Here is a 20,790-nt window from a genome sequence, read left to right as displayed (position 1 = left end):
AAATGATCGTAGTCATGGGAGCAACAGGAACCATAGGTAGTGCACTTTTGAAACGATTGATAGAGCTTGGTGTCCCAACCCGTGCATTGAGTAGAACGCCAGAAAAACTTCAGATGCTAATGGGAGAGAGAGCAGCATCTGCGGTGGAAGTCACAGCAGCGGAAGCTTCTGACCCTGAATCGTTGCGTCGGGCGTTTGCAGGGGCGAATCAGCTCTTCCTTTCCCTTTCAAACAGTCCCAATCAGGTCGAGCTGGAAACATCGATGATTCGCATTGCAGCTGAGGCTGGAATTCAACACATTGTGAAAATATCCAGTCCAGCCTACGACGAAAAGGCGCCAGTCGCAGTAGCGGGATGGCACCAGGAAATCGAGAACGCTTTATCAGAATCGGGTATGAAAAGTACCGTGCTGCGACCATACGCCTTTATGCAAAATCTGCTCCGCTTCGCACCGACGATCCAGTCGCAACATGTTTTCTTTGGCACGATGGGCGAAACAGCATGCAATTTTATCGATTGCCGGGATATCGCTGATGTTGCCGAAGAAGCCTTGACCCATCCCGAAAAGGCAGGTCGTGTATACACACTGACTGGTTCTGAGGTTTTCAGCTATCCACAAATTGCGAGCAAGCTGTCCGAGCTGCTCAACAGCCCGATTACGTACATCAACAAGGATAGTGAAGCACTCCGACATGATCTGATGGAGTACGGAAATATGCCGGAGTGGCTCGCCAGTCATGTCGTTGAAATTCAAGCTATGTCCGTAGCGATCCCGGAAAAGCCGACAGACGATGTATGGCGTGTCCTCGGCAGAGAGCCTCGCAAGCTGGACGCTTTTCTGCATGAACATATTGAAAAGTTCCGTTAATCAACAGGACTATTTTCAAGCAGTGAAATTTCTTGGGCTTTCAGAAGAGCTTGTGTGCGATTGGTGACACCGAGCTTGCCATATATCCGATGCAAATACACCTTGACCGTCCCGAGCGTATTCCCTAGCTCATCGGCAATCATCTTATTGGATGCTCCTTCGGCCAGCATGGAAAGGATGATCATTTCCTTTCCGGTTAACGGTTCGATTAAAGGAGCTTTTCTTTTCTCCATTTTCTTAGGGAAAAGGGATAGCAGGTGATTGACATACGCAGCCGATACGGATGGAGCAGGTTGTTGGGATCGTTTTCTCGTTCGTTGTTGGTAATCGTGCAAGAGGTGAGACATCGCCGTTCCCTCGTCTAGAAAGCTACGGACGTAGATGTTGTTTCCGCCAATCAAGAGTGCTTCGTGGAGGAAAGCCAGCGCTTCTTTTTTGTTGCCGCACTGCTGGTGGGCGAGTGCTTGCAGAATGGCGATGTCTACCTGACTGATCAATAGCTCCTCGCGAATGCTGGATGGCTTTAGGATCGCTAAAATACGCAAGGCTTCCTGTTCCTGCCGCTCGGCGAGCAGCAAACGGACATAGGTCAAAACCTCTAATTCTCTCTGGATGCTAGGCTGATTCAAAATGGAAGGGGGAAGCTTGGACAACTCCGCTTTCGCCAAAGCGATGTCGCCTTCCTGGATCGCGATGTGTGCGAGAAATGCTTGTAACGGGCTGAACCAATACGAAGAACCCCAGCTTGCGACCGTCTCCCGTGTCTCTGAAATGATTTTTCGTGCCGCAACAAAATTTCCCTCGACTAGCTTGTGCTTGGAGTAAGTAAGCGCATAGGGGACGAGCAGGCCAGGTATTTGCTTTTGCAATGCGACGAAACGAATTCGCTGAAGATGATCGAGGCTTTCTTCCAGCCTGTTCTCCTCATACAGCCCTTCCGCCAGCGCCTGAATGGTGTACAGGTTGATCAAAGAATCCTTCCAGCCATGAGCTTCGAGTATGCTAGAGAAATGCTTGCCGACAGCCTCTGTCTGATCGGACAGCATCCCTTTTAAGCCGAATCGCGTACGACGAATAAACGGCTCAGTCGTGTTGTAATTAAAATGGTAAAACAGCGGGCTCTCTGGCAGCTCACCACTTAACTGTGATGAACTGGCAATCCAGCTCTCAAAATCTCCAGTTGCAAACACTAGATTCGCTCGCACAAAAAACAGCCCGCTCAAAAACTGTTGATGCTCCGTCGAGTCTTCTAGGCTCGCAGCGCTTTGTTCCAATTGGGTGAGGGCAAGCTCTGCCCGATCCGTAAAACCGCAAGCAACCAAAAGGAACACATAGATCAGCCGAAAAAGTGGTGAGAAATAGTTCGCGTGATCAGGGATGCTGTCCAGCGTTCTGAGAAAGCTGGAAAACTCGCCGCGTTGGAGCAGTACCGGAATATGTTGCGCAAGGAAGCTTACAGCCAGCGTGTAATCGGCAGCGGCAATCGCATGTTCGATCGCTTCGTCCATCATTCCACGCTCCGCATAGCTCTCACTGGCTAACCGGTGCAGCTCACGTGCTTCTCCGGGAGCTGTCTGCTCCAATTGACTGCGCAAAAAATCGGCAAACAAGTGATGGTACCGATACCAAGTCCCGTAATCATCCAGCGGGATTAAGAAAATGTTTTGGCGGTGCAAGTTGGTTAGCATTTGTTGGCATTGGGGCTGGCCAGTCAGAGCGTGGCACACGTGAGCGTCCATTCTCGCCAGCACAGAGGTTTTGAGCAAGAAGCTGCGCTCCTCTTCTGGGAGTCGCATGATCACTTCATGAAACAAATACTCCGAAATATTGCGATGAGAGCCAGTGAATCCGGCAAAAAACTGATCGTAGTTCTCCATATTCACGAGTGAAATGGCAGCGAGCTGCAAGCCGGCGACCCATCCCTCCGTACTTTTCACCAGCTGCTCGATTTGCATTTCGGTCAGTGGTAAATCGTGAACCTGCCGGTAAAAGCTATCCGTCTCTTGAAGACTGAAAAGAAATTGTCCTGACTCAATGTGACATACTTCATGACGTACGTTCCATTTGACTGTAGAAAAAGGCAACGTGTTGCGACTGGCGATGTACAGATGGACGTGGCTCGGGAGATATTCCAGAAAATAAGCGAGACTGTTGTGAATCGTCACATCCGAGATCACATGGTAGTCATCGAGAATGATAGCAAGGGGCTGTGTCGTAGAAGCAAGTTCATTGAGCAGGGAATCGATGAAGGTAAAGATCGAGGTATGACTGGTCGCCTTCATGGCTGGTTCCATTCGCTCGGAGAGTTCTGTGAAGTCAGATTCAGCCAGCGTAAATACGATGTATCTCCAAAAGCGAATCAGGTCATTATCCATCTCATCGAGTGAGAGCCATACAGTGGTACCGCCGTACTGATGAGCCCATTGACTGAGCAAGGTCGTTTTTCCGTAACCGGCTGGAGCGTATAGTGTGGTTAGTCGGCATTGCAGACCAGCGTCCATTTTTTGTAGCAGTCGGCTTCTATGAACACTATTCGACCGAACGGCGGGCATAGCTGTTTTGGTTTTCAGCATAATGGAATGATGGAGCATGTTTGTACCGTCCTATGTATTAGAATCTTATTTGTCCATTATACTTGTTATCGGCAAAAAACGACATTTGGAAAAATGAGGAATATTTTGACTCAAGGAGCAGGCCCCAAACCGCCATCTTTTTCATGCCCGTCACTTTTCGGCGAGAAATTTCCACGGAAGCCAGACATGCTTCAACAGGCTTCACATCCCGCGGCTTCTAGAATGGAAGCAAAAAAGAGAAGTGGGCGAAAGAGGCATGAAGATTAGACGATGGAAACACGCTGTAATCGTGGTAGCTGCATTGATGTTCTGTGTTGCGATGGGAACGGAATCTGGCGCCGTCCGGGCGAGCAGCGAAGGGGATTTGCAGAAGCAGGATTCCATTCAGGTAGCGTTTGTCGGGGATATGATATTGGATAAGAGCGTCGGGAATCAGATCGGACGGTACGGCGTAGAATATCCGTTTCAAAAAACAGCCGATTTTCTCAAGCAGGCAGACTTGACGATTGGCAATCTGGAGACACCAGTCAGTACGCGGGGACGTCCAGAGAAAAAGGAATATACCTATCGTGCGAAGCCAGAGTCGTTGAAGGGGCTCGTGAACGCGGGTTTCGACGTGGTCAACCTGGCGAATAATCATTCGCTGGATTATGGAATGGACGCGCTCTATGACACGATGGAGCATCTGAAAAAGGCAAAGATCGGTTACGTGGGGGCGGGGAAAAACGAAGGAGAAGCATTCGCACCCTACATCCAAACGATCAAGGGGAAACGCGTGGCAGTCATCGGGATTAGCCGTGTCCTTCCAAATGAGCGTTGGTATGCGCGAAAAAACAAGCCAGGTCTCGCACATGCCTACTCGTATGAGCCAATGCTGTCCCATGTTAAAAAGGCAGTGGCGGAGTCAGACATTACGATTGCAGTCATGCACTGGAATCGGGAATATAAGGATTACCCAGAACCATATGCGCGTGAGATGGCGAAAAAGCTGATCGACAGCGGGGTGGATGCCATTGTTGGGTCGCACAGCCATTCGATTATGGGCGTCGAGTTTTATAAAAAGGCGCCGATCTACTACAGCGTAGGGAATTTTGTGTTTACCACCTCGCGCAATCCGAAAGGTCGCGAAGCCATGGTGGTCCAACTGACCTTTTCAAAAGACGGGAGCAAGAGCCGCGTGATCCCGGTGAAGCTCACGAACGGTCAGCCTGCTCCGATGGACGAGAAAAACAAAAAGAGGATCATCGACAAGCTCAACCGCATTTCCTATGGGGCGAGCATAGACGAACAGGGGGGCGTAAGCGAGTCTAAGCCTCAATAACGAGTCGCCGCATCATTTCTCTTCGTGTGAAACCATACTGTTCGTATAAGCCATGAGCATCCCGAGTAGCGAGTATCATGCTCGTATGACGGATGTCTGGATGTTCCACCATCGCCTCCATGAGCCATTTGCTCAATCCCTTACCTCGATGCTTTGGGTCGACGAAGACATCACACACCCAGGAAATCGTCGCGTAATCACTCACGACCCGGACGAACCCAGCCTGTCCATCCTCACTATACAAGCCGAAACAGAGTGAATTTTCGATACTTTTTATGATCATTTCTTTGGAGCGTTCTGACGCCCAATACGTTGTCGACAGCCAATCGCTGATGCGTTCGATATCGAGTAAAGCTTTCTCATCACTGATTTTGTAAGGCAGCGTCACGTGTCTTGCTTCCATCTGTATCCCTCCGTATTTATATTTACTCTTTTGCTTACGATTCACTATACTCAAGGGACTAGGGCGCATAAAGGAGAGAAAAGTGAATCTGTACCCACACAGATGACAGGGGAGTGAACGGGATGAAGAATAAATACGAAGTGGTGAAAGACAGCATCAAAGAGCAGCTTCGCACCCATACAATCAAGCCAGGGGAGAAGCTGCCGTCGATTCGTACTGCATCCGAGCGTTGGTCGTGCAGTTTGAATACGGCGATACGGGCGTATCAAGAGCTGGAGAAGGAGCACCTGATTTATTCCATTCCCAAAAGCGGTTATTACGCGGTCCTTCGCCCTCTTCAAAGAGCGAGTTTTCCAGAGGAGCGAATTGACTTTACCGCAGCCAGCCCCGACTCAGAAGTCATGCCATTCAAAGATTTCCAGCATTGTCTAAACCGTGCGATTGAATTGTATGAGGATCAGTTGTTCTCCTATTCGGACCCCCAGGGCTTTTTTTCCTTGCGACGGGCATTGGAGAGCCATCTCGCCCAATCACAAGTATTTGCATCCCCTTCGCAAATTTGCGTCGTTTCGGGAGCTCAGCAAGCGCTGCATCTGCTCGCCTCCATGCCGTTTCCAAATGGAAAAAGTGCAGTGCTAGTCGAACAGCCCACCTTTCACGGCATGCTGCGTTCCCTCGAGCTACTGGGAGTTACCGTTCTGGGCATCCAGCGGACTGCGGCAGGCATCGATATGGATGAGCTGGAGCGGCATTTCCGCAACAACCAAATCAAGTTTTTCTACACGGTTCCCCGGTTTCACAATCCGTTGGGGACAAGCTATACAACGGAGCAAAAGAAACAAATCGCCAAGCTGGCTCAGCGCTACGATGTATACATCGTCGAGGATGACTATCTGGCGGACATGGAAACCAGTCTGAAGGCAGACCCGATCTACAGCTACGATCAATCAGGTCGAGTCCTGTACGTCAAAAGCTTTTCCAAGATCATGCTGCCCGGACTTCGATTGGCGACAGTCGTCTTGCCCCCTTCCGTGATGGAAACGTTCCGGTTGTTTAAAGCATCGTGCGATTCCAGTACGGCTGTCTTGTCTCAGGCGGCCTTGGAGCTGTATTTGAATAGCGGGATGTACGACCATCATGCTGCCCTTGTCCGGGAGCGTTATCGCCTGCGGATGGAGACAATGGCCGAGTGTTGCCAGCGCTATCTTCCCCCGCAGCTTCACGCACAGATCGGAACAGGCGGGATTTTTTCGAGAGTGCTGCTTCCAGAGGAGCTGGACGCCCAGGATATCATCGCGACATTGCACCAGCAAAACGTGCGGATCATGTCCACGAACCAGAGTTATTTGCCTACCTTCCCGCGTGAAAACGGCTTGCGAATTAGCATTATCCAAACAGATGCAGATAAGATAGAGAGAGGGATCGCCCTGTTAGCGGAGACGGCTACTGGACTTTTGCAGAAGCAAAGAAAAGAGGGGCAGTGGCGGATCATCGATTGGATCTAGTGGTTATGTATACTTGAGGAATGGGCAGAATGGAGACGTATATCATCACGAAAAGGAGTGATTGTCAGTGCAAGCTATCACTACGTTTTTCATGTTCCATGGACAAGCGGAAGAAGCGATGAAATTTTACACTTCTATTTTTGATCGCTCAGAAATCAAGCAGGTCATGCATCACGAGAATGGACAAGTCCTGCACGCTACCTTTACATTAAAAGACCAGACCTTCATGTGTATTGACAATACGAACGGTGACGATCATGCCTTTACTCCGGCGATTTCGTTGTTTGTTGACTGCGATACAGAGGAAGAGGTTGATCGGGTTTTTGGACAGCTTTCTTCGGATGGACAAGTACTCATGCCGCTTGGACAATATCCGTTCAGTGAAAAGTTCGGATGGGTTCAAGATCGTTACGGATTATCCTGGCAGATTAATTTACCGAAAAGATGATTGAGGCAGAAAAGCTGGTATACCTTTTGGTACCAGCTTTTTTTATTATAATAAACGCTGCTGTAGTGGAGGGAAGAAGCTTTTCGTTAGTTCATTGAAAGTGGATCTAAGGTGTTTCGGTCCAAATGAATTGATCTTTCAGAAGCTTTCCCAGAGTTAACTTGCAAAACGTTTTAAACCCACGAAAGAATCCATAGCTGTCCGGAAGCACTGTCACATGTTTGGAAGGAGACCGCCCGAACGTAGAGAGGATATAGGCGACTGGAAAACATGTGGCAGGGCTTCTCCCGACCACTACACCAGGAAGACATCCATCTTGCAGTATGTCTACATCGTCATCAACTGACGAAAACTACGACGATAGCTCCACAACAAATACACTTCCAAAATCGCGACAATCAGTCCCATAGCGAGCATATCAGGATCGACAAACAGGTGGAACGTCAAGATGTTGACAGCAAGAGGAGCGGTGGCGGTTAGAGCCAGTGGGACGAATCGGTTAGTCAGGAATAGCAATCCACAGATGATTTCGACGGTTTTGACCAGAACTAGCAAATACCCTTGTAGAAGCTCCATGGCAGCAGGACTAGTTGGAAGAATAGGCTCGAATCCAAATAAGACAATGTAGCCATTCACACCTGCTCCAAGCAAAATCAATCCAAGGATGATACGGGCGAATACGGGCAAAGTCCGTGTCATGAGACATCACTTCCTTGTGGTGGAATATGGATGATGAAGTCTTCGAAGAAAGTATAACTCCGCTTTGACCACCTGGTCAATATGCGTTATGATAGGGCAAAAAAGAACGGAGAGAAGGTGACGGACATAAAAGGAATCTGGCAAGACGAAACGTTAGAGCCGAACAAGCGAAAGCTGTTGAATGCGGCCCTTGTTGAATTTTCCGCGAAAGGCTATGAACGAGGCTCCACCAATCAAATCGTTCAGAACGCAGGCGTATCAAAGGGGATGCTGTTCCACTTTTTCGGGAATAAAAAGGGACTGTTTCTGGCGATTGTCGATGCTTGTATCGAGCGTTTTTTTGCCTATATACAGGCGCGAATGGAAGCGGCGCCGCAAGACTTTTTTGCACGGTTTCTTCATGTCAACCAAGCGAAAATGGCCCTCTTTGCCGAGGAACCAGCTATTTATCAAATGGCAGTTGCGACCTTTTTCGATTATCCCGAGGAATGTCGTGCTGAGATCGAAGATAGAGAGGCCCAGTTCAATGCCCGATATCTTCCCTTGTTTCTGGATCAAGTCGATACGTCATTGATCAAAGCGCAGTTCGATCCACAGAAGGCACTGCATTTTTTGCTGTCGGCTGTAGAGGCATTGACGCAAAAGTACGTCCGCGAAAACTACGAAGCCAGCGATAAAGGCTTTACACATGTCCAATCCTTTTTTGCGGAATTAGAATCGTACATGGATATGATGAAGGTAGGACTGTACAAACAATCAGACAGTGGAGCATAAAGGGGGAAAAAATAATGGATGAGAAATGGACGCGCCTGGTACATAACATGAACCCGTCAGCCAAGCTCCTTCGTGCATGGGAGCTAAAAGGCGGGATTTCTGCACAGGTCACCGCGCTAGAAATGGAGACCCCTGACGGCACGCAGAAAAAAGTAGTCGTCCGCGAGCATGGTCAGGCTGACCTCAAGCGAAATCCGCAGATCGTATCAGATGAATTCAAACTTTTGCAAATACTGAAGTCAGCTGGCTTGCCGACTCCAACTCCCTATCATCTCGAAGCATCCAGCGATATGTTTCCCACACCGTGCCTTGTCATCGAATTCATAGAAGGACAGACAGTCACCGCGCCAGCAGACTTGTCCAGCTTTCTGCAGCAAGCAGCTGAGGTGCTGAATCGCATCCATTCGGTAGACGCTTCTAGACTGGCGGACACTTATTTGCCGAAACAAGAAGAAGCGATAACAGAGAAGCTCCACAAAAGACCTGCGACTCTGGACAACTCATTGGATGAGGGACTCATTCGCGAAGTGCTGGCGTTCGTTTGGCCGCTGCCCCAAGCGAATGTAGTATCCCTTTTGCATGGCGATTTCTGGCCGGGAAATACGATGTGGAAGGAAGAAAAACTGGCTGCTGTCATCGATTGGGAGGACGCTGCGATCGGCGACCCCTTATCTGATCTCGGCAATGCCAGACTGGAGATTTTGTGGGCATTTGGAGTGGAGGCCATGAATGATTTTACCCTTTACTACCAATCTGCCAGCAAGACTCTCGATTACACCCAGCTTCCGTACTGGGATTTGTGTGCCGCACTGCGGCCAGCTTCGAACCTATCTGATTGGGGATTGGAAAAAAGGATTGAGAAAACCATGCGCGAGAGGCATTCTCTATTCGTGATGCAGGCGTGTGAAAAACTAGGCATTCCGTATAAAAGACATGCCACTTATGAGAGCCTCGAATAATCGGGTTTTTTTTTGTTTGGAAAAAACTGTTGACCGATCCGGTGGCGATACCTATAATCTAATTCATAGTAAACGGGTAAGGATTATAAGTTATTATCTTTTGATCCGACCGGACCACCGGAGGAGCTGGTTTTACTGAGTGAGTGGATATGAAGGAGGATCACCATGAAAAAAAGGCTTTCGCAATTCATTTCAACTTTGCTGCTAGGGACGCTACTGGTCACAGGTTGCAGCTCCGAAGGCAGTGCGCCAGCTACCTCGACACAAACAGCGACTCCGTCGACAGAAGCATCAGCACCCGCTGCCAGCAAGGTGCAAGACATAAAAGACGGCATTAATTTAGCTACGGATTTATCCAAGCTGCCGGAAGCAGCAGCCAAAAGGACTGATACATTCATTGCGGGACTGACGGAGCCAGGAGGCGTGTTTAACCCGTTTTTTTACCACAACGGCTATGATGGCAACGTCTCCTCAGCGATCTTCGAATCACTGGTGGATGTCGATGCGACAGGAAAGCCAGTACCCAAGCTCACGGAAAAATGGGACGTATCTCCTGACCAGCTCACGTACACGTTCCACCTGAGACCGAATCTGAAATTCAGTGATGGTTCACCGCTGACGGCAGAGGATGTAGCCTTTACACTGACGATTCTGCACGACAAAACGTACGACGGCGAAACGGACATTTTTGTAGCAAGTATCAAAGGCGGTCGTGAATACAAGGAAGGCAAAGCGAACACGATCGAAGGAATCAAGGTGATTGATCCACAGACGATCCAGATCACGACGGAGAAAGTGAACGCCAAATCTCTCGTCTTGTTAGGCGGGCAGGTGCTCTCCAAGGCGTACTACGGTAAGGAGTACAAACCAGGCAATCTGGAGTATCTCCGCACCTTGCACGGCAAACCATTGGGAGCTGGACCTTACAAATTCGAGGCGTACATTCCTGGACAAGAAGTCCGCTATCTCGCAAACGAACACTATTACGCGGGCAAGCCGCAAGTCGAGCACTTTATCTACAAGACGACCGAGGGCGACGCTCTACAGTTTATCCAGACAGGGGAAATGGATTACAACTCCTTTACTGTCAACTCGGATAACATTGAGCAGTTGCAAGAGCTGGGATACGTGAATATCAATCTGTACACATCCAGTGCCTATTCGTACATCAAATTCAATCATTCCAAGCCATTTTTCAAAGACAAGCGCGTCCGCCAAGCCTTCATCTACGGGCTGGATCGCCAAAAAATCCTGGACTTGACCTACCAAGGATACGCCCAAGTCGCCAATGTACCGATCAGCCCTGTTTCGTGGGCATATTCGGAGGATGTCAATCCGTACGCCTACAATCCGGAAAAGGCGAAGCAGCTCCTGGATGAAGCGGGCTGGAAGCCGGGCGCGGACGGTATCCGTGAAAAAGACGGACAAAAGCTGATCGTGCATTACTACACGACAAAAGGAAAGCTGGGAGAGGTGCTGATCCCGATTGCCAAAGAAAACTACAAAGAGCTGGGTATCCAGTTTGAAGCGGAAATGATGGACTACAACGCCGTTTTGGCACGGACGGAAAAAGGCGATCACGACCTCGCTTCGTTTTCGACCACGATGCTGATCGATCCCGATGACGGTGTAGACGCCTTCTCGACGAAAAAGGGCAAGAGCGGATTTACCGGAACGAATGGTTACTCCAATGCCAAAGTAGACGAATTGCTGGAAGCAGGTCTATCTACGCTGGACATCGAGAAGCGCAAAGCGATCTACAAAGACCTGTACAAAGAGCTGAGCGATGACCCACCATACATCTTCCTCGGCTACCGCAAAATTTTGTCTGCGCACAACGGCAAGATCAAGGGCTTGGAACCGAATCCGTTTACGGGCATTTCGACCAGCCTGCCTAGTATCAAAATGGAGTAACAAGCTCGAGTAACTGACTCACGAATGTTGTGCCCGGCCTTGGGGCTGGGCTTTCTTTTTTTCCCAAGCATGAAAGGAGGCCAACGATGACGTCCTACTTCCTGAAAAGGGTCTTTTACATGGCATTGACGCTCTTCGGCGCATCCATTTTGATTTTTTTCCTGTATGCCCTAACGCCCGGTGATTTCGTCGATACGAGTCCCAAGCTGACAGCCGAACGAAAGCTGGAGCTAAAAGCGATGTACGGGCTGGATAAGCCTGTCGTCGAACGGTATTTCATCTGGATGAAAAACGCCCTCCAAGGCGATTTTGGTTATTCCCTGCAGTACCAGCAGCCCGTGATGTCGCTGTTGAACGATTACATCTGGAATTCGTTTTTGCTGGCGATTACCTCCACCTTTTTTACGTGGCTGATCGCGATCTCAATCGGAGTTCTGTCTGCTGCAAGGCAACATTCCTGGTTCGATGCGCTCGTGACGATCGGTGTTTTTGCTGCGATGTCGCTGCCTGTCTTTTTCGTTGGACTACTGTTTATCAAGTTGTTTGCTGTTGATGCCAAGCTGTTTCCCGCAGGGGGCATGATGACGATCGGCAGCAAGGAAACAGGTCTCGCCTATGCGTGGGACGTGGTTCAGCATATGTTTTTGCCTGTGATGGTGCTGACTTTGCTGAGCGTGGGGACGCTGACTCGCTATTTCCGCACGAACATGCTAGAGGTCATTCAACAAGACTTCGTGCGCACGGCCCGGGCAAAAGGACTGAAGGAAAAAGTCGTCCTGCACAAGCACGCGCTGCGGAATGCGCTCCTGCCCGCCATTACACTGCTAGGCTTTGAGCTGCCAGCATTGTTCGGTGGGGCGATCATCACGGAAAAAATCTTTAACTGGCCCGGTGTCGGACAGTTGTACATGCAGGCGTTTTCTGTACGGGACTACCCGCTCTTGATGGGCTTTACGATGTTCCTGGCGATTCTTACGGTCATCGGAAACTTATCTGCTGATTTGCTATACAGAGTGGCTGACCCGCGGGTTCGGTTGAAATAGGAGGGAAAACGATGGCATCAACGGTAAGTGAAGTAGCGGAGGTGACGAGACCGGAGCAGGTAGCGTTACGTTCTTCCTTGTGGCACGAGGCGTTTTTGCGACTGAAAAAGAAGCGTCTGGCCATGGTTGGCCTTGTGTTTTTAATCGTCATGGCAGTGGTATGCTTCATCGGTCCGTTTTTTTCTCCGTACGCATCCGGCAAGATTAATACGACCATGATCAACAAGCCGCCAAGCTTCTCCCATTGGCTCGGGACGGACAGTTTAGGCAGAGACATTTTGACACGGTTGATGCAGGCTGGCCGAATCTCGCTGACAGTCGGCATTGCTTCCATGATGCTCTCCGTTTCGATTGGCGCTCTTCTCGGGGCACTGGCTGGCTTTTACCGTGGGTGGGTCGATCAAGTGATCATGCGGGTAGCAGACGTACTCATGACCATTCCCGGTCTGCCGCTCTTGTTTATTATGGGCGCAGTCCTCTCCGAGTGGAAAATCCCGACCGACTACCGCATTTACATCGTCATGGTCATGCTAAGCCTGATCGGCTGGCCCGGCTTGGCGCGAATGGTCCGCAGCCAGATGCTCACCCTGCGTGAAAGTGAATTCATGCAAGCGGCAGAAGTGCTTGGTCTGCGCGACAGGCGCAAGCTATTTTTCCATTTGCTGCCCAATCTGACACCGCTCTTGATTGTCGTTGCCACCTTGAACGTCGGCGGTGCGATCCTGAGCGAATCCGTATTATCTTACTTCGGCCTCGGTGTCGTTCCGCCAACGCCAACATGGGGCAATATGATGGATGCAGCGAATACCTTGATCGATTTTCAAAAAAGACCGTGGCTGTGGGTTCCTCCGGGTATTGCTATTTTCGCTACTGTCATCTCGATTAATTTGTTGGGGGATGGATTGCGGGATGCTTTGGACCCGAAGCAGAGGCGTTGAGGGGTGCTTTTGAATTGGTTTTATTTTCTTGAATTTACTATCAAGAGAATACTGAAGCAGCGCAGGGAGAAGTGATTTTCAGTCCAAGCGCCTCTGGAGCCCATCCCAGCTTCGGAAAAAATGGCGGGGAATTTCAGCTTCACTTATGGACTACTTCCCTGAAACCTCTACGTTTGAAGCACTCCCGCCATTTTTTTCGAAGCGGACAGTCGTGACCCCTTACGGGGCGTAGGCCGAAGCGTAGACTGGAAATCACTTCTCCCCTTCCACTACAGCTACTTTTATAAGAAAAGGCAGGTGAGCCAAGCATGAATGCTTTAGTAGAAATCCAAAATTTAAGCACTTACTTCAAGTCCGAACAAGGCGTGGTCAAAGCAGTCGATGCCCTCGATCTGCGCGTCCATGAGGGAGAGACAGTATGCATCGTAGGCGAGTCGGGCTGCGGTAAAAGCGCGGCAGCCATGTCATTGATGGGACTAATCCCAGAGGCGGTAGGCAATATCGTTTCGGGTGAGATATGGTTTGCAGGCCGTGATCTGCGAAAAGTCAGCAAAGAAGAAATGCGAAAGCTCCGCGGCAATGAGCTGGCAATGATTTTTCAGGAGCCGATGTCGTCACTCAATCCCGTACTGACCATCGGTGAGCAGATCATGGAGCCGATCGTGGAGCATCATGGTCTAAGCAAAAAAGTAGCCCAAGCGCGAGCCGTTGAGCTAATCGAGCTAGTCGGAATCCCGCGGGCAAAAGAAATCGCCAAATCGTACCCCCATGAATTGAGCGGGGGCATGCTGCAACGCATTATGATTGCCATCGCAATATCCTGCAATCCCCGCCTGCTGATCGCCGATGAGCCGACGACTGCTTTGGATGTGACCATTCAGGCGCAAATTCTCGATCTGCTGCGCAAAATCAAGGAGGAAGCCCAAACTGCGATTCTTTTTATCACGCATGATCTGGGTGTTGTTGCGGAAATGGCCGATCATGTGGTCGTGATGTACGCAGGGAAAGTGGTAGAGGTGTCTCCTGTCGTTGAGCTGTTCGAGGAGCCGAAGCATCCGTATACACAAGGCTTGCTTCGCTCCAAGCCTGTGTTGAATCAACGCAGAGCCAAGCTGTATTCCATCCCTGGTCAAGTACCGAATCCGACGACACTCGGTAAATCGTGCTATTTTCTTGACCGATGCGATCAGTGCTTGGACATTTGCCGGGTGAAGCAGCCGCCTTTGCGCGATGGGGGAGACGGCAGAAAGGTCGCGTGCTGGCTGTATGAGGAGGAGATCGCCCGTGGACAATAACTTGCTGGAAGTACGCCGATTGAAAAAATACTACCCGATTACCGGAGGGCTTTTAGGCAGGACGATCGGCCATGTAAAAGCGGTAGATGACGTCAGCTTTTCCATCCAAAAAGGGGAGACATTCGGGCTAGTCGGTGAATCCGGCAGCGGAAAAAGCACGACAGGTCGCACCATTCTGCGCCTTTTGGAAAAGACAGAGGGAGAAGTCCGCTTCCAGGGTATCGATGTGCACGCCTTGAATCGCCAAGAGCTCCGTTCTTTGCGCCCGCGGATGCAATATATTTTTCAAGACCCGTACAGCTCGCTGAATCCGCGCGTCCGAATCGGAGAAGCACTGGGGGAAGCGCTGCTTGATCATGGGCTGCTCCCACAAGCGGAGGTCAGGGAAAGAGTCTTAGAGGTCATGGCATTATGTGGATTGGCGCCGTATTATGTCGATCGGTATCCGCATGAGTTCTCGGGCGGTCAGCGTCAACGGATCGGCATCGCACGGGCCATTATGATGAACCCTGATTTTATCGTCGCGGATGAGCCAGTATCTGCTCTGGATGTGTCGATCCAAGCCCAAATCATCAATTTGTTTGCAGAGTTGCAGGAGCAAAGGAAGCTGACGTACTTATTTATTTCGCATGATTTGAGCGTTGTGGAGCATCTGTGCACGAGGATCGGCGTTATGTATTTGGGGGCATTGCTGGAGCTGGCACCTCGGGATGAGTTATTTTTGGAGCCGCTTCATCCGTACACCAAAGCATTGCTCTCCTCTGTACCGCTGCCGATTCCGAAGAAAAAGCGGGAACGCATCGTCCTGCAGGGAGACATGCCAAGTCCGGCGAATCCTCCGGCAGGGTGCACATTCCACACGCGCTGCCCGTTTGTGAAGGACATTTGCCGACAGGAAGTACCTGCTTTTCGCGAAGTTAGCACCGACAGATTTGTCGCCTGTCACTTGGTGTAACGGGAATCAATGGGGGTATGAAGAACTGCACGGGGCATTGACCGATAGCAGAATTATATGGTAATATTTTCATATCATAGTAAACATATCGGTTTTTAAATGATTAGCTGATCGGTCGACCGAAAGCTCCCGCGAGGACAAAGACAACCAAGCTGTCTAGTTGCGCAGGGGGCTTTCGTCAATCGAAGGAAAATGAGGTGAGAAAAGCCTCTTGCTGCCCAAACTGTTTGACATTGACGGTTATGGGGATCAAGAGGTATTATCAGAACGTAAATCATAGTAAATAGGTAGGGTTAATGTGTAATAATTTTGGCGAAACAGGAGGGGGGCTTCCCATGGCAAAAAATGAGATTTCCCTAGACGATCTCTTATTAGAGAAAATCACGCGCGCACTGGATGGTCTGGAATACGGCTCCATACATATTGTGGTTCACGATTCACAGGTCGTTCAGATTGAACGAACGGAGAAATACAGACTCCCTGCGGAAAAGCCTGAGACAAAGATTTCGCAAGCGCGGACCGGAAAATAGAAGAAAAGGTGTGGAAAAAAGAGAGGAGGAAGGACTATGGCAGGCGTTCTTGTGGTAGGAGGAGATCGGGTAGCAGAAATCGAGAGCTTGTTGCAGAACAAAGGGTTCCAGAATGTCTATCACGTATCTGGCCGCAAAAAATCCGATGTGAAGGCGACGATTCCTTCTGATACGGAGCTTGTTCTTGTCTTTATTAACTTCGTGAGTCATAGCTTGAGTAAAAATATAAAGAAGCTGGCGAAGCAAAAGCACGTCCCGATCGTTTTTTGCCGACGGTCATGTGATGCGGTAGCCATGTATGAACCAGCAATAAGCTAGAGAGGACATTCCAAATATGCGCGGATGAATAGAAGTATTCAAGGATGAATACTTCTTTTTTGCGTGACAGAGACTACTGGTAGAAACTTGTCGGACCAACACGGGTAAAAGTATTCAGCACTGAATAAAATCAACAAAAGAACAACGGAAAACACGAATGGCACGAAATTTGCAGAATATTCATTCAATAATCGGTTATCCGACTCAAACAAGGGGGTACAGCATGAAAAGACCAGTTGTCATGACAAGTCTCTTCGTTTTGCTTACGGGATTATTTGCAGGCTGTAGCAGCGGCAATACGCCGACTCAAACCGCACCAGACAACCAGCAGCAACCAGCGCCAGCACAGCAGGCAACTGTGCAGCCTGCGACAGAGCAGATGTTGCGCATGAATGCCGCGGAGCCTGAAACACTTGATTCAGGCATGTCAAACGATGTGATTTCTGGTGCGTTCATCCGTTCGCTGTACGACGGGCTCGTTCGATTGGACAAGGATGGCAAGCCAGTCAATTCCGTTGCATCCAACATTCAAGTATCGGAGGACAAAAAGGTGTACACCTTTACTTTACGCGACAGCAAGTGGAGCAATGGCGACCCGGTTACGGCTCAAGATTTCGCCTTCGGCTGGATGCGCGTGCTCAATCCGAAGACAGCCAGCGGCTCCGCCTACAAGTACTATCCGATCAAAAATGCCCGCGCCTTTTTCGAAGGGAAGGCGAAAGTGGAGGATGTCGGCATCAAAGTCGTCAATGACAAGACACTGCAAGTCACCTTGGAAAACCCTACCCCTTACTTCCTGACACTTGCGACCTTCTACTATCCGGTCAACCAAAAGGTGGTAGAAGCCAATCCTGATTGGGCGAAAAAGCCCGAGTCCATCGTGACCAATGGGCCTTTCAAGCTGGTGAATTGGGAGCATAAAAACAAGATTGAGCTGGCCAAAAACGAGCACTATTGGGACAAAGATGTCGTGAAGTTTAACGAAATCGAGTTTTCCATGATTGAAGATACCAATACTGAGCTGGAGCTGTTCAATAGCGGCGAGCTGGACTGGGCTGGCGGCCCGATTAGTGGTCTGCCTGCGGATGCCATTGGACCGTTGCGCGATGAAGGCAAGCTGCAAACCATGCAACGTGCCACCAACTACTATCTCTTGTTCCAGACGGAGAAGCCGCCATTTACGAATAGCAAAATCCGCAAAGCGTTTTCCTACGCGATCAACCGCAGTGACATCGCAGAAAATATTGGTCAGGCCGGACAGACTCCCTTGATGGGCTTCGTCCCACTTTCCGCCTCCCTGAAGCCGGAAGGATATTTCAAGGATAACGACGTGGAGACGGCGAAACAGTTATTAGCAGAAGGAATGAAGGAGGCGGGCATCACCAAGCTGCCCGAAATCACCTATCTTTACAATACCTCCGACCTCAACAAGAAGATTGCCGAAGCATTGCAGGCTCAATGGAAACAATCTCTCGGTGTGGACGTCAAGCTGATCAACAAAGAATTGAAGGTCATGTTTGACGATCAGGAGCAAGGGAAGTACATGATTTCCCGAACAGGCTGGACGGGAGATTACAACGACTCCGTCAACTTCCTGGAGCTGATGATGGAGAAGTACAGCTCCAATAACTCTACCTTCTGGTTTAGCGAGAAGTACGTAGAGCTGGTGAAAAAGGCGTACGCCGAGCCAGATGAGGCCAAACGAAATCAGTATCTGGTCGAAGCGGAGAGCATCTTGATGGAAGAAATGCCGGTTACAGGTGTGTACTCCAGCGTCAATTCATGGGTACAAAATGAAAAGGTAAAAGGCATCACCGTCGATCCTTTGGGCTACATCGACTTCAAGTGGGGATACAAAGAACAATAGCGCTGAAAGAAATGGCCGACATAAAAATCCATGTGTGGGCCGTTTCGCGAGCGATGGGGGAGGGATTTTCATGACATGGCAACAAGCAGTAGAAAACGTGCTGAAGGAAGCGCCCGGTATTTTTGGAATCGCAGCTGTGCATCTGGAAACAGGAGAGACAGCAGGGCATCTGGATGAAGAGTTGTTTCAACTGGCGAGTGCATTCAAAATTCCGATCATGGTCACCTTGATGCGCGAGGTGGAAGCAGGACGCATTCGCCTCGATCAGCGTGCGACACTAAAATGGGAGGATCGCGTGCCGGGGTCAGGCATTTTGCAAGAGCTGGATGCCGGAGCGGCCTTAACAGTCAAAGACTTGGCGACACTGATGACGATTGTCAGCGATAACTATGCGACGGACCAAATCATCGAGCTGATCGGCGGCATCGACAAGGTGAATGAGCACATGCATGAGCTGGGTTTTTCGCAGATTCATTTGCGGCATAATTGCTGGGAGCTCCTCAACCACTGTGTGGGTATGAACGAGCCTACACCTTCGGAAGCAGGGTTCGATGAGTTCATGCGACGGGAAGAGTCAGGCAATTACGAATTGATCCACGATGTATCGATGCCTACCCGTGATAATAACGTAGCGACACCAGCCGAGCTAAACCGCCTGCTTATCATGATTGCGCGAAAAGAAATTCTCACGGAAGCCTCCTGTGAGCTCATGCTGGACATCATGCGACGTCAGCATTACAACAGCCGTCTGCCGTACTTGTTGCCAGAAGGAACAAAGGTGGCGCATAAGACAGGGACAGTCAATGCAGTCGTCAATGATGCGGGCATCATTTATTTGCCTGAAGGAAAAGGAATGATAGCGATCACGGCACTATCACGCGATGTGACTGACAAAGAAGCCGCAGAGCTAACTATCGCCCGTGTTGCAAAAGCGATTTATGAGCAAGCGATGGGGAGTTGATGAAAATGACGGCATGGAAGGAACAGTTCCAGGCGTATGCACAGCAGCTGCTGGACGAGGCAAAGGCTCCGGGCGCCGCTATTGCTGTTGCACGTGATGGTGAGCTTTTGTACGAGGGGACGTTCGGTTTTCGTGACAGAGAACAGCAACTGCCACTTTCCAGCGACACCGTTTTTGGCATCGCATCCATCACCAAATCGTTTACCTGCGTTGCGATCATGCAGCTGCAGGAGGCTGGCAAGTTGTCTGTCCACGATCCGGTCGTGAAATATTTGCCTGAATTTCGGGCGGGCGACCACGAGCTGACAGCACGCATGACGATACATCACTTCATGACACATACGCCTGGAATAGCGCCCATGCCTTACTTAGACGGCGCAATGAGGAGGAGTATGGAGAATGATCCTGCTGTCATTGGCACCAAGGCGGAGGAAGAACTGAAGACAGTGCCTTATCTGGATACGTACGAAGAAGTCATGGAAGCGATTGCTGGATTCGAAGGGAAGCCGCTCTCAGAGCCAGGGGGTGCCTTTAGCTACAACAACGATGCGTACGGGCTTTTGGGGGCGATCATTGAACGGGTCAGCAACCAGACGTATGAAAACTACGTTACGACGCATATTTTGCAGCCACTGGGTATGGACAGAACCGTTTTCTCCGTGGATGAATGGGCTGACAAGGATGACGTCACGATTTTGTATACCAACAAAAAAATCGAGGACGAAAACCAAATCATTGCAGCACCCATCTGGCACGATGCCCCAGCGATGCGAGCAGCCGGTTTCCTCAAATCGACTGTGAGTGATCTACTCGCTTATTTGGAAGTCTTTCGTTTGGGGGCAGTGGGAAACCCGACATCGATTCTGTCTGCCGATAGCGTCCGGCAGATGCTCACTCCCTTTGCTCGTGTGGACGGGCACCGCTCCTACGGCTATGGTCTGATGGTCTCGCCTGCCTTTCCAGATGGCTTACTGGTAGAGCATGGTGGATCGCTGAAGGGAATCAGCTCGCACATTTTTTCGGTTCCGGATCAAGGGATTACGGGCGTGATCCTGGTCAATCTCGATGGAGTGAGCGTCCGAGAGTTGGTCCTCGGCTTTTTGAACAGTTATTTTGCAAGGCCGGCTGGAGCACCGGTCTTTGCATATGATCCATACGAGGTCACAGATGAGCAGTTGTCATTGTACGAGGGTCGCTACTCTTCGCAGGAATGGGTAAGCGCATCGATAGCCAAAAGCGAAGGCAAGCTATTCCTTGCGGTGGATGGTCTCTCGTATCCACTGATACCAGTACAAAAAGACAGCTTTGTTTTTCAAAAAAAGATTCCATCCCTTGGATTGAGTTTATCCGGGATGAAGACGGGCAAATAGCGAGGATGAGCTACGGATTACGTCAGTTGACGAGGGAATCCACAAAAT

General features: G+C 50.0%; 19 protein-coding genes. 16 read left to right on the top strand and 3 right to left on the bottom strand.

The features are described from left to right. Positions 1-2: 2 nt before the first annotated feature. Complete coding sequence (locus tag ACM6JA_RS03440; RefSeq protein ID WP_414851206.1) at positions 3-869, top strand: SDR family oxidoreductase; 867 nt, start codon at positions 3-5, stop codon at positions 867-869. Here ACM6JA_RS03440 and ACM6JA_RS03435 read toward each other — a convergent pair. Further along, positions 866-3,460: a LuxR C-terminal-related transcriptional regulator gene (locus ACM6JA_RS03435; protein ID WP_414851205.1), complete on the bottom strand. Its 2,595-nt coding sequence runs from the start codon at positions 3,458-3,460 to the stop codon at positions 866-868. The genes ACM6JA_RS03440 and ACM6JA_RS03435 overlap by 4 nt on opposite strands. Before the next feature lie 238 nt (positions 3,461-3,698). Between ACM6JA_RS03435 and ACM6JA_RS03430 the strand changes: the two genes are divergently transcribed. Continuing rightward, the gene (locus tag ACM6JA_RS03430) at positions 3,699-4,763 is read left to right on the top strand and encodes a CapA family protein (protein ID WP_414851204.1); all 1,065 of its coding nucleotides are present in this window, start codon (positions 3,699-3,701) and stop codon (positions 4,761-4,763) included. Here the strand turns inward: ACM6JA_RS03430 and ACM6JA_RS03425 are convergent. Beyond that, positions 4,750-5,166 (bottom strand): GNAT family N-acetyltransferase, encoded by a 417-nt coding sequence (locus ACM6JA_RS03425; RefSeq protein ID WP_414851203.1) that lies wholly within the window; start codon positions 5,164-5,166, stop codon positions 4,750-4,752. The genes ACM6JA_RS03430 and ACM6JA_RS03425 overlap by 14 nt on opposite strands. A 122-nt stretch (positions 5,167-5,288) precedes the next feature. On the opposite strand from ACM6JA_RS03425, the gene ACM6JA_RS03420 reads away from it, so the two are divergent. Together ACM6JA_RS03420 and ACM6JA_RS03415 are read left to right on the top strand one after the other, a co-directional pair. Continuing rightward, the gene (locus ACM6JA_RS03420) at positions 5,289-6,671 is read left to right on the top strand and encodes a PLP-dependent aminotransferase family protein (protein WP_414851263.1); all 1,383 of its coding nucleotides are present in this window, start codon (positions 5,289-5,291) and stop codon (positions 6,669-6,671) included. Positions 6,672-6,732: 61 nt separating this feature from the next. Next, the gene (locus ACM6JA_RS03415; RefSeq protein WP_414851202.1) at positions 6,733-7,119 is read left to right on the top strand and encodes a VOC family protein; all 387 of its coding nucleotides are present in this window, start codon (positions 6,733-6,735) and stop codon (positions 7,117-7,119) included. A 327-nt stretch (positions 7,120-7,446) separates the two neighbouring features. Here ACM6JA_RS03415 and ACM6JA_RS03410 read toward each other — a convergent pair whose 3' ends face one another. Continuing rightward, a complete protein-coding gene (locus ACM6JA_RS03410; protein ID WP_414851201.1) occupies positions 7,447-7,818 on the bottom strand; it encodes a hypothetical protein in 372 nt (123 codons plus the stop codon). 117 nt (positions 7,819-7,935) lie between these two features. On the opposite strand from ACM6JA_RS03410, the gene ACM6JA_RS03405 reads away from it, so the two are divergent. The 12 genes from ACM6JA_RS03405 to ACM6JA_RS03350 all read left to right on the top strand — a co-directional run bounded on the left by ACM6JA_RS03405 (position 7,936) and on the right by ACM6JA_RS03350 (position 20,742). Next, positions 7,936-8,592, top strand: a complete 657-nt coding sequence (locus ACM6JA_RS03405) for a TetR/AcrR family transcriptional regulator (protein ID WP_414851200.1) — start codon at positions 7,936-7,938, stop codon at positions 8,590-8,592. 14 nt (positions 8,593-8,606) lie between these two features. Next, complete coding sequence (locus ACM6JA_RS03400; protein WP_414851199.1) at positions 8,607-9,551, top strand: phosphotransferase family protein; 945 nt, start codon at positions 8,607-8,609, stop codon at positions 9,549-9,551. Positions 9,552-9,716: 165 nt separating this feature from the next. After that, positions 9,717-11,465, top strand: coding sequence for an ABC transporter substrate-binding protein (locus ACM6JA_RS03395; RefSeq protein ID WP_414851198.1), 1,749 nt, complete (start codon positions 9,717-9,719; stop codon positions 11,463-11,465). Between the two features lie 86 nt (positions 11,466-11,551). Further along, complete coding sequence (locus ACM6JA_RS03390) at positions 11,552-12,508, top strand: ABC transporter permease (RefSeq protein WP_007729598.1); 957 nt, start codon at positions 11,552-11,554, stop codon at positions 12,506-12,508. 11 nt (positions 12,509-12,519) lie between these two features. Next, a complete protein-coding gene (opp4C, locus tag ACM6JA_RS03385; RefSeq protein ID WP_414851197.1) occupies positions 12,520-13,446 on the top strand; it encodes an oligopeptide ABC transporter permease in 927 nt (308 codons plus the stop codon). A 308-nt stretch (positions 13,447-13,754) separates the two neighbouring features. Then, complete coding sequence (locus ACM6JA_RS03380) at positions 13,755-14,741, top strand: ABC transporter ATP-binding protein (RefSeq protein WP_414851196.1); 987 nt, start codon at positions 13,755-13,757, stop codon at positions 14,739-14,741. Further along, on the top strand, positions 14,731-15,696 hold the full coding sequence (locus tag ACM6JA_RS03375; RefSeq protein ID WP_414851195.1) for an ABC transporter ATP-binding protein: 966 nt from the start codon (positions 14,731-14,733) through the stop codon (positions 15,694-15,696). Before ACM6JA_RS03380 ends, ACM6JA_RS03375 begins: the two co-directional genes overlap by 11 nt. 335 nt (positions 15,697-16,031) lie before the next feature. Beyond that, positions 16,032-16,226, top strand: a complete 195-nt coding sequence (locus ACM6JA_RS03370) for a YezD family protein (protein WP_414851194.1) — start codon at positions 16,032-16,034, stop codon at positions 16,224-16,226. Between the two features lie 36 nt (positions 16,227-16,262). Then, complete coding sequence (locus ACM6JA_RS03365) at positions 16,263-16,544, top strand: DUF2325 domain-containing protein (RefSeq protein ID WP_007729617.1); 282 nt, start codon at positions 16,263-16,265, stop codon at positions 16,542-16,544. Between the two features lie 223 nt (positions 16,545-16,767). Next, positions 16,768-18,411, top strand: a complete 1,644-nt coding sequence (locus tag ACM6JA_RS03360; RefSeq protein WP_414851193.1) for a peptide ABC transporter substrate-binding protein — start codon at positions 16,768-16,770, stop codon at positions 18,409-18,411. 70 nt (positions 18,412-18,481) lie between these two features. Next, on the top strand, positions 18,482-19,372 hold the full coding sequence (locus ACM6JA_RS03355) for a serine hydrolase (RefSeq protein ID WP_414851192.1): 891 nt from the start codon (positions 18,482-18,484) through the stop codon (positions 19,370-19,372). Between the two features lie 5 nt (positions 19,373-19,377). Then, positions 19,378-20,742: a serine hydrolase domain-containing protein gene (locus ACM6JA_RS03350; RefSeq protein ID WP_414851191.1), complete on the top strand. Its 1,365-nt coding sequence runs from the start codon at positions 19,378-19,380 to the stop codon at positions 20,740-20,742. Positions 20,743-20,790: the final 48 nt, after the last annotated feature.

Origin of the sequence: Brevibacillus sp. IT-7CA2 (genome assembly GCF_949767855.1) — a bacterium.
Taxonomy (GTDB): Bacteria; Bacillota; Bacilli; order Brevibacillales; family Brevibacillaceae; genus Brevibacillus.
This window is presented reverse-complemented; position numbering and strand designations above follow the sequence as displayed.

Bases quoted from the DNA above. Each gene is read 5' to 3' on its own strand.
- ACM6JA_RS03395 (WP_414851198.1), top strand. From the start codon at position 9,717: ATGAAAAAAAGGCTTTCGCAATTCATTTCAACTTTGCTGCTAGGGACG.
- ACM6JA_RS03425 (WP_414851203.1), bottom strand. From the start codon at position 5,166: ATGGAAGCAAGACACGTGACGCTGCCTTACAAAATCAGTGATGAGAAA.
- ACM6JA_RS03370 (WP_414851194.1), top strand. From the start codon at position 16,032: ATGGCAAAAAATGAGATTTCCCTAGACGATCTCTTATTAGAGAAAATC.
- ACM6JA_RS03400 (WP_414851199.1), top strand. From the start codon at position 8,607: ATGGATGAGAAATGGACGCGCCTGGTACATAACATGAACCCGTCAGCC.
- ACM6JA_RS03430 (WP_414851204.1), top strand. From the start codon at position 3,699: ATGAAGATTAGACGATGGAAACACGCTGTAATCGTGGTAGCTGCATTG.
- ACM6JA_RS03390 (WP_007729598.1), top strand. From the start codon at position 11,552: ATGACGTCCTACTTCCTGAAAAGGGTCTTTTACATGGCATTGACGCTC.
- ACM6JA_RS03420 (WP_414851263.1), top strand. From the start codon at position 5,289: ATGAAGAATAAATACGAAGTGGTGAAAGACAGCATCAAAGAGCAGCTT.
- ACM6JA_RS03355 (WP_414851192.1), top strand. From the start codon at position 18,482: ATGACATGGCAACAAGCAGTAGAAAACGTGCTGAAGGAAGCGCCCGGT.
- ACM6JA_RS03440 (WP_414851206.1), top strand. From the start codon at position 3: ATGATCGTAGTCATGGGAGCAACAGGAACCATAGGTAGTGCACTTTTG.
- ACM6JA_RS03435 (WP_414851205.1), bottom strand. From the start codon at position 3,460: ATGCTCCATCATTCCATTATGCTGAAAACCAAAACAGCTATGCCCGCC.
- ACM6JA_RS03410 (WP_414851201.1), bottom strand. From the start codon at position 7,818: ATGACACGGACTTTGCCCGTATTCGCCCGTATCATCCTTGGATTGATT.
- opp4C (WP_414851197.1), top strand. From the start codon at position 12,520: ATGGCATCAACGGTAAGTGAAGTAGCGGAGGTGACGAGACCGGAGCAG.
- ACM6JA_RS03350 (WP_414851191.1), top strand. From the start codon at position 19,378: ATGACGGCATGGAAGGAACAGTTCCAGGCGTATGCACAGCAGCTGCTG.
- ACM6JA_RS03360 (WP_414851193.1), top strand. From the start codon at position 16,768: ATGAAAAGACCAGTTGTCATGACAAGTCTCTTCGTTTTGCTTACGGGA.
- ACM6JA_RS03380 (WP_414851196.1), top strand. From the start codon at position 13,755: ATGAATGCTTTAGTAGAAATCCAAAATTTAAGCACTTACTTCAAGTCC.
- ACM6JA_RS03365 (WP_007729617.1), top strand. From the start codon at position 16,263: ATGGCAGGCGTTCTTGTGGTAGGAGGAGATCGGGTAGCAGAAATCGAG.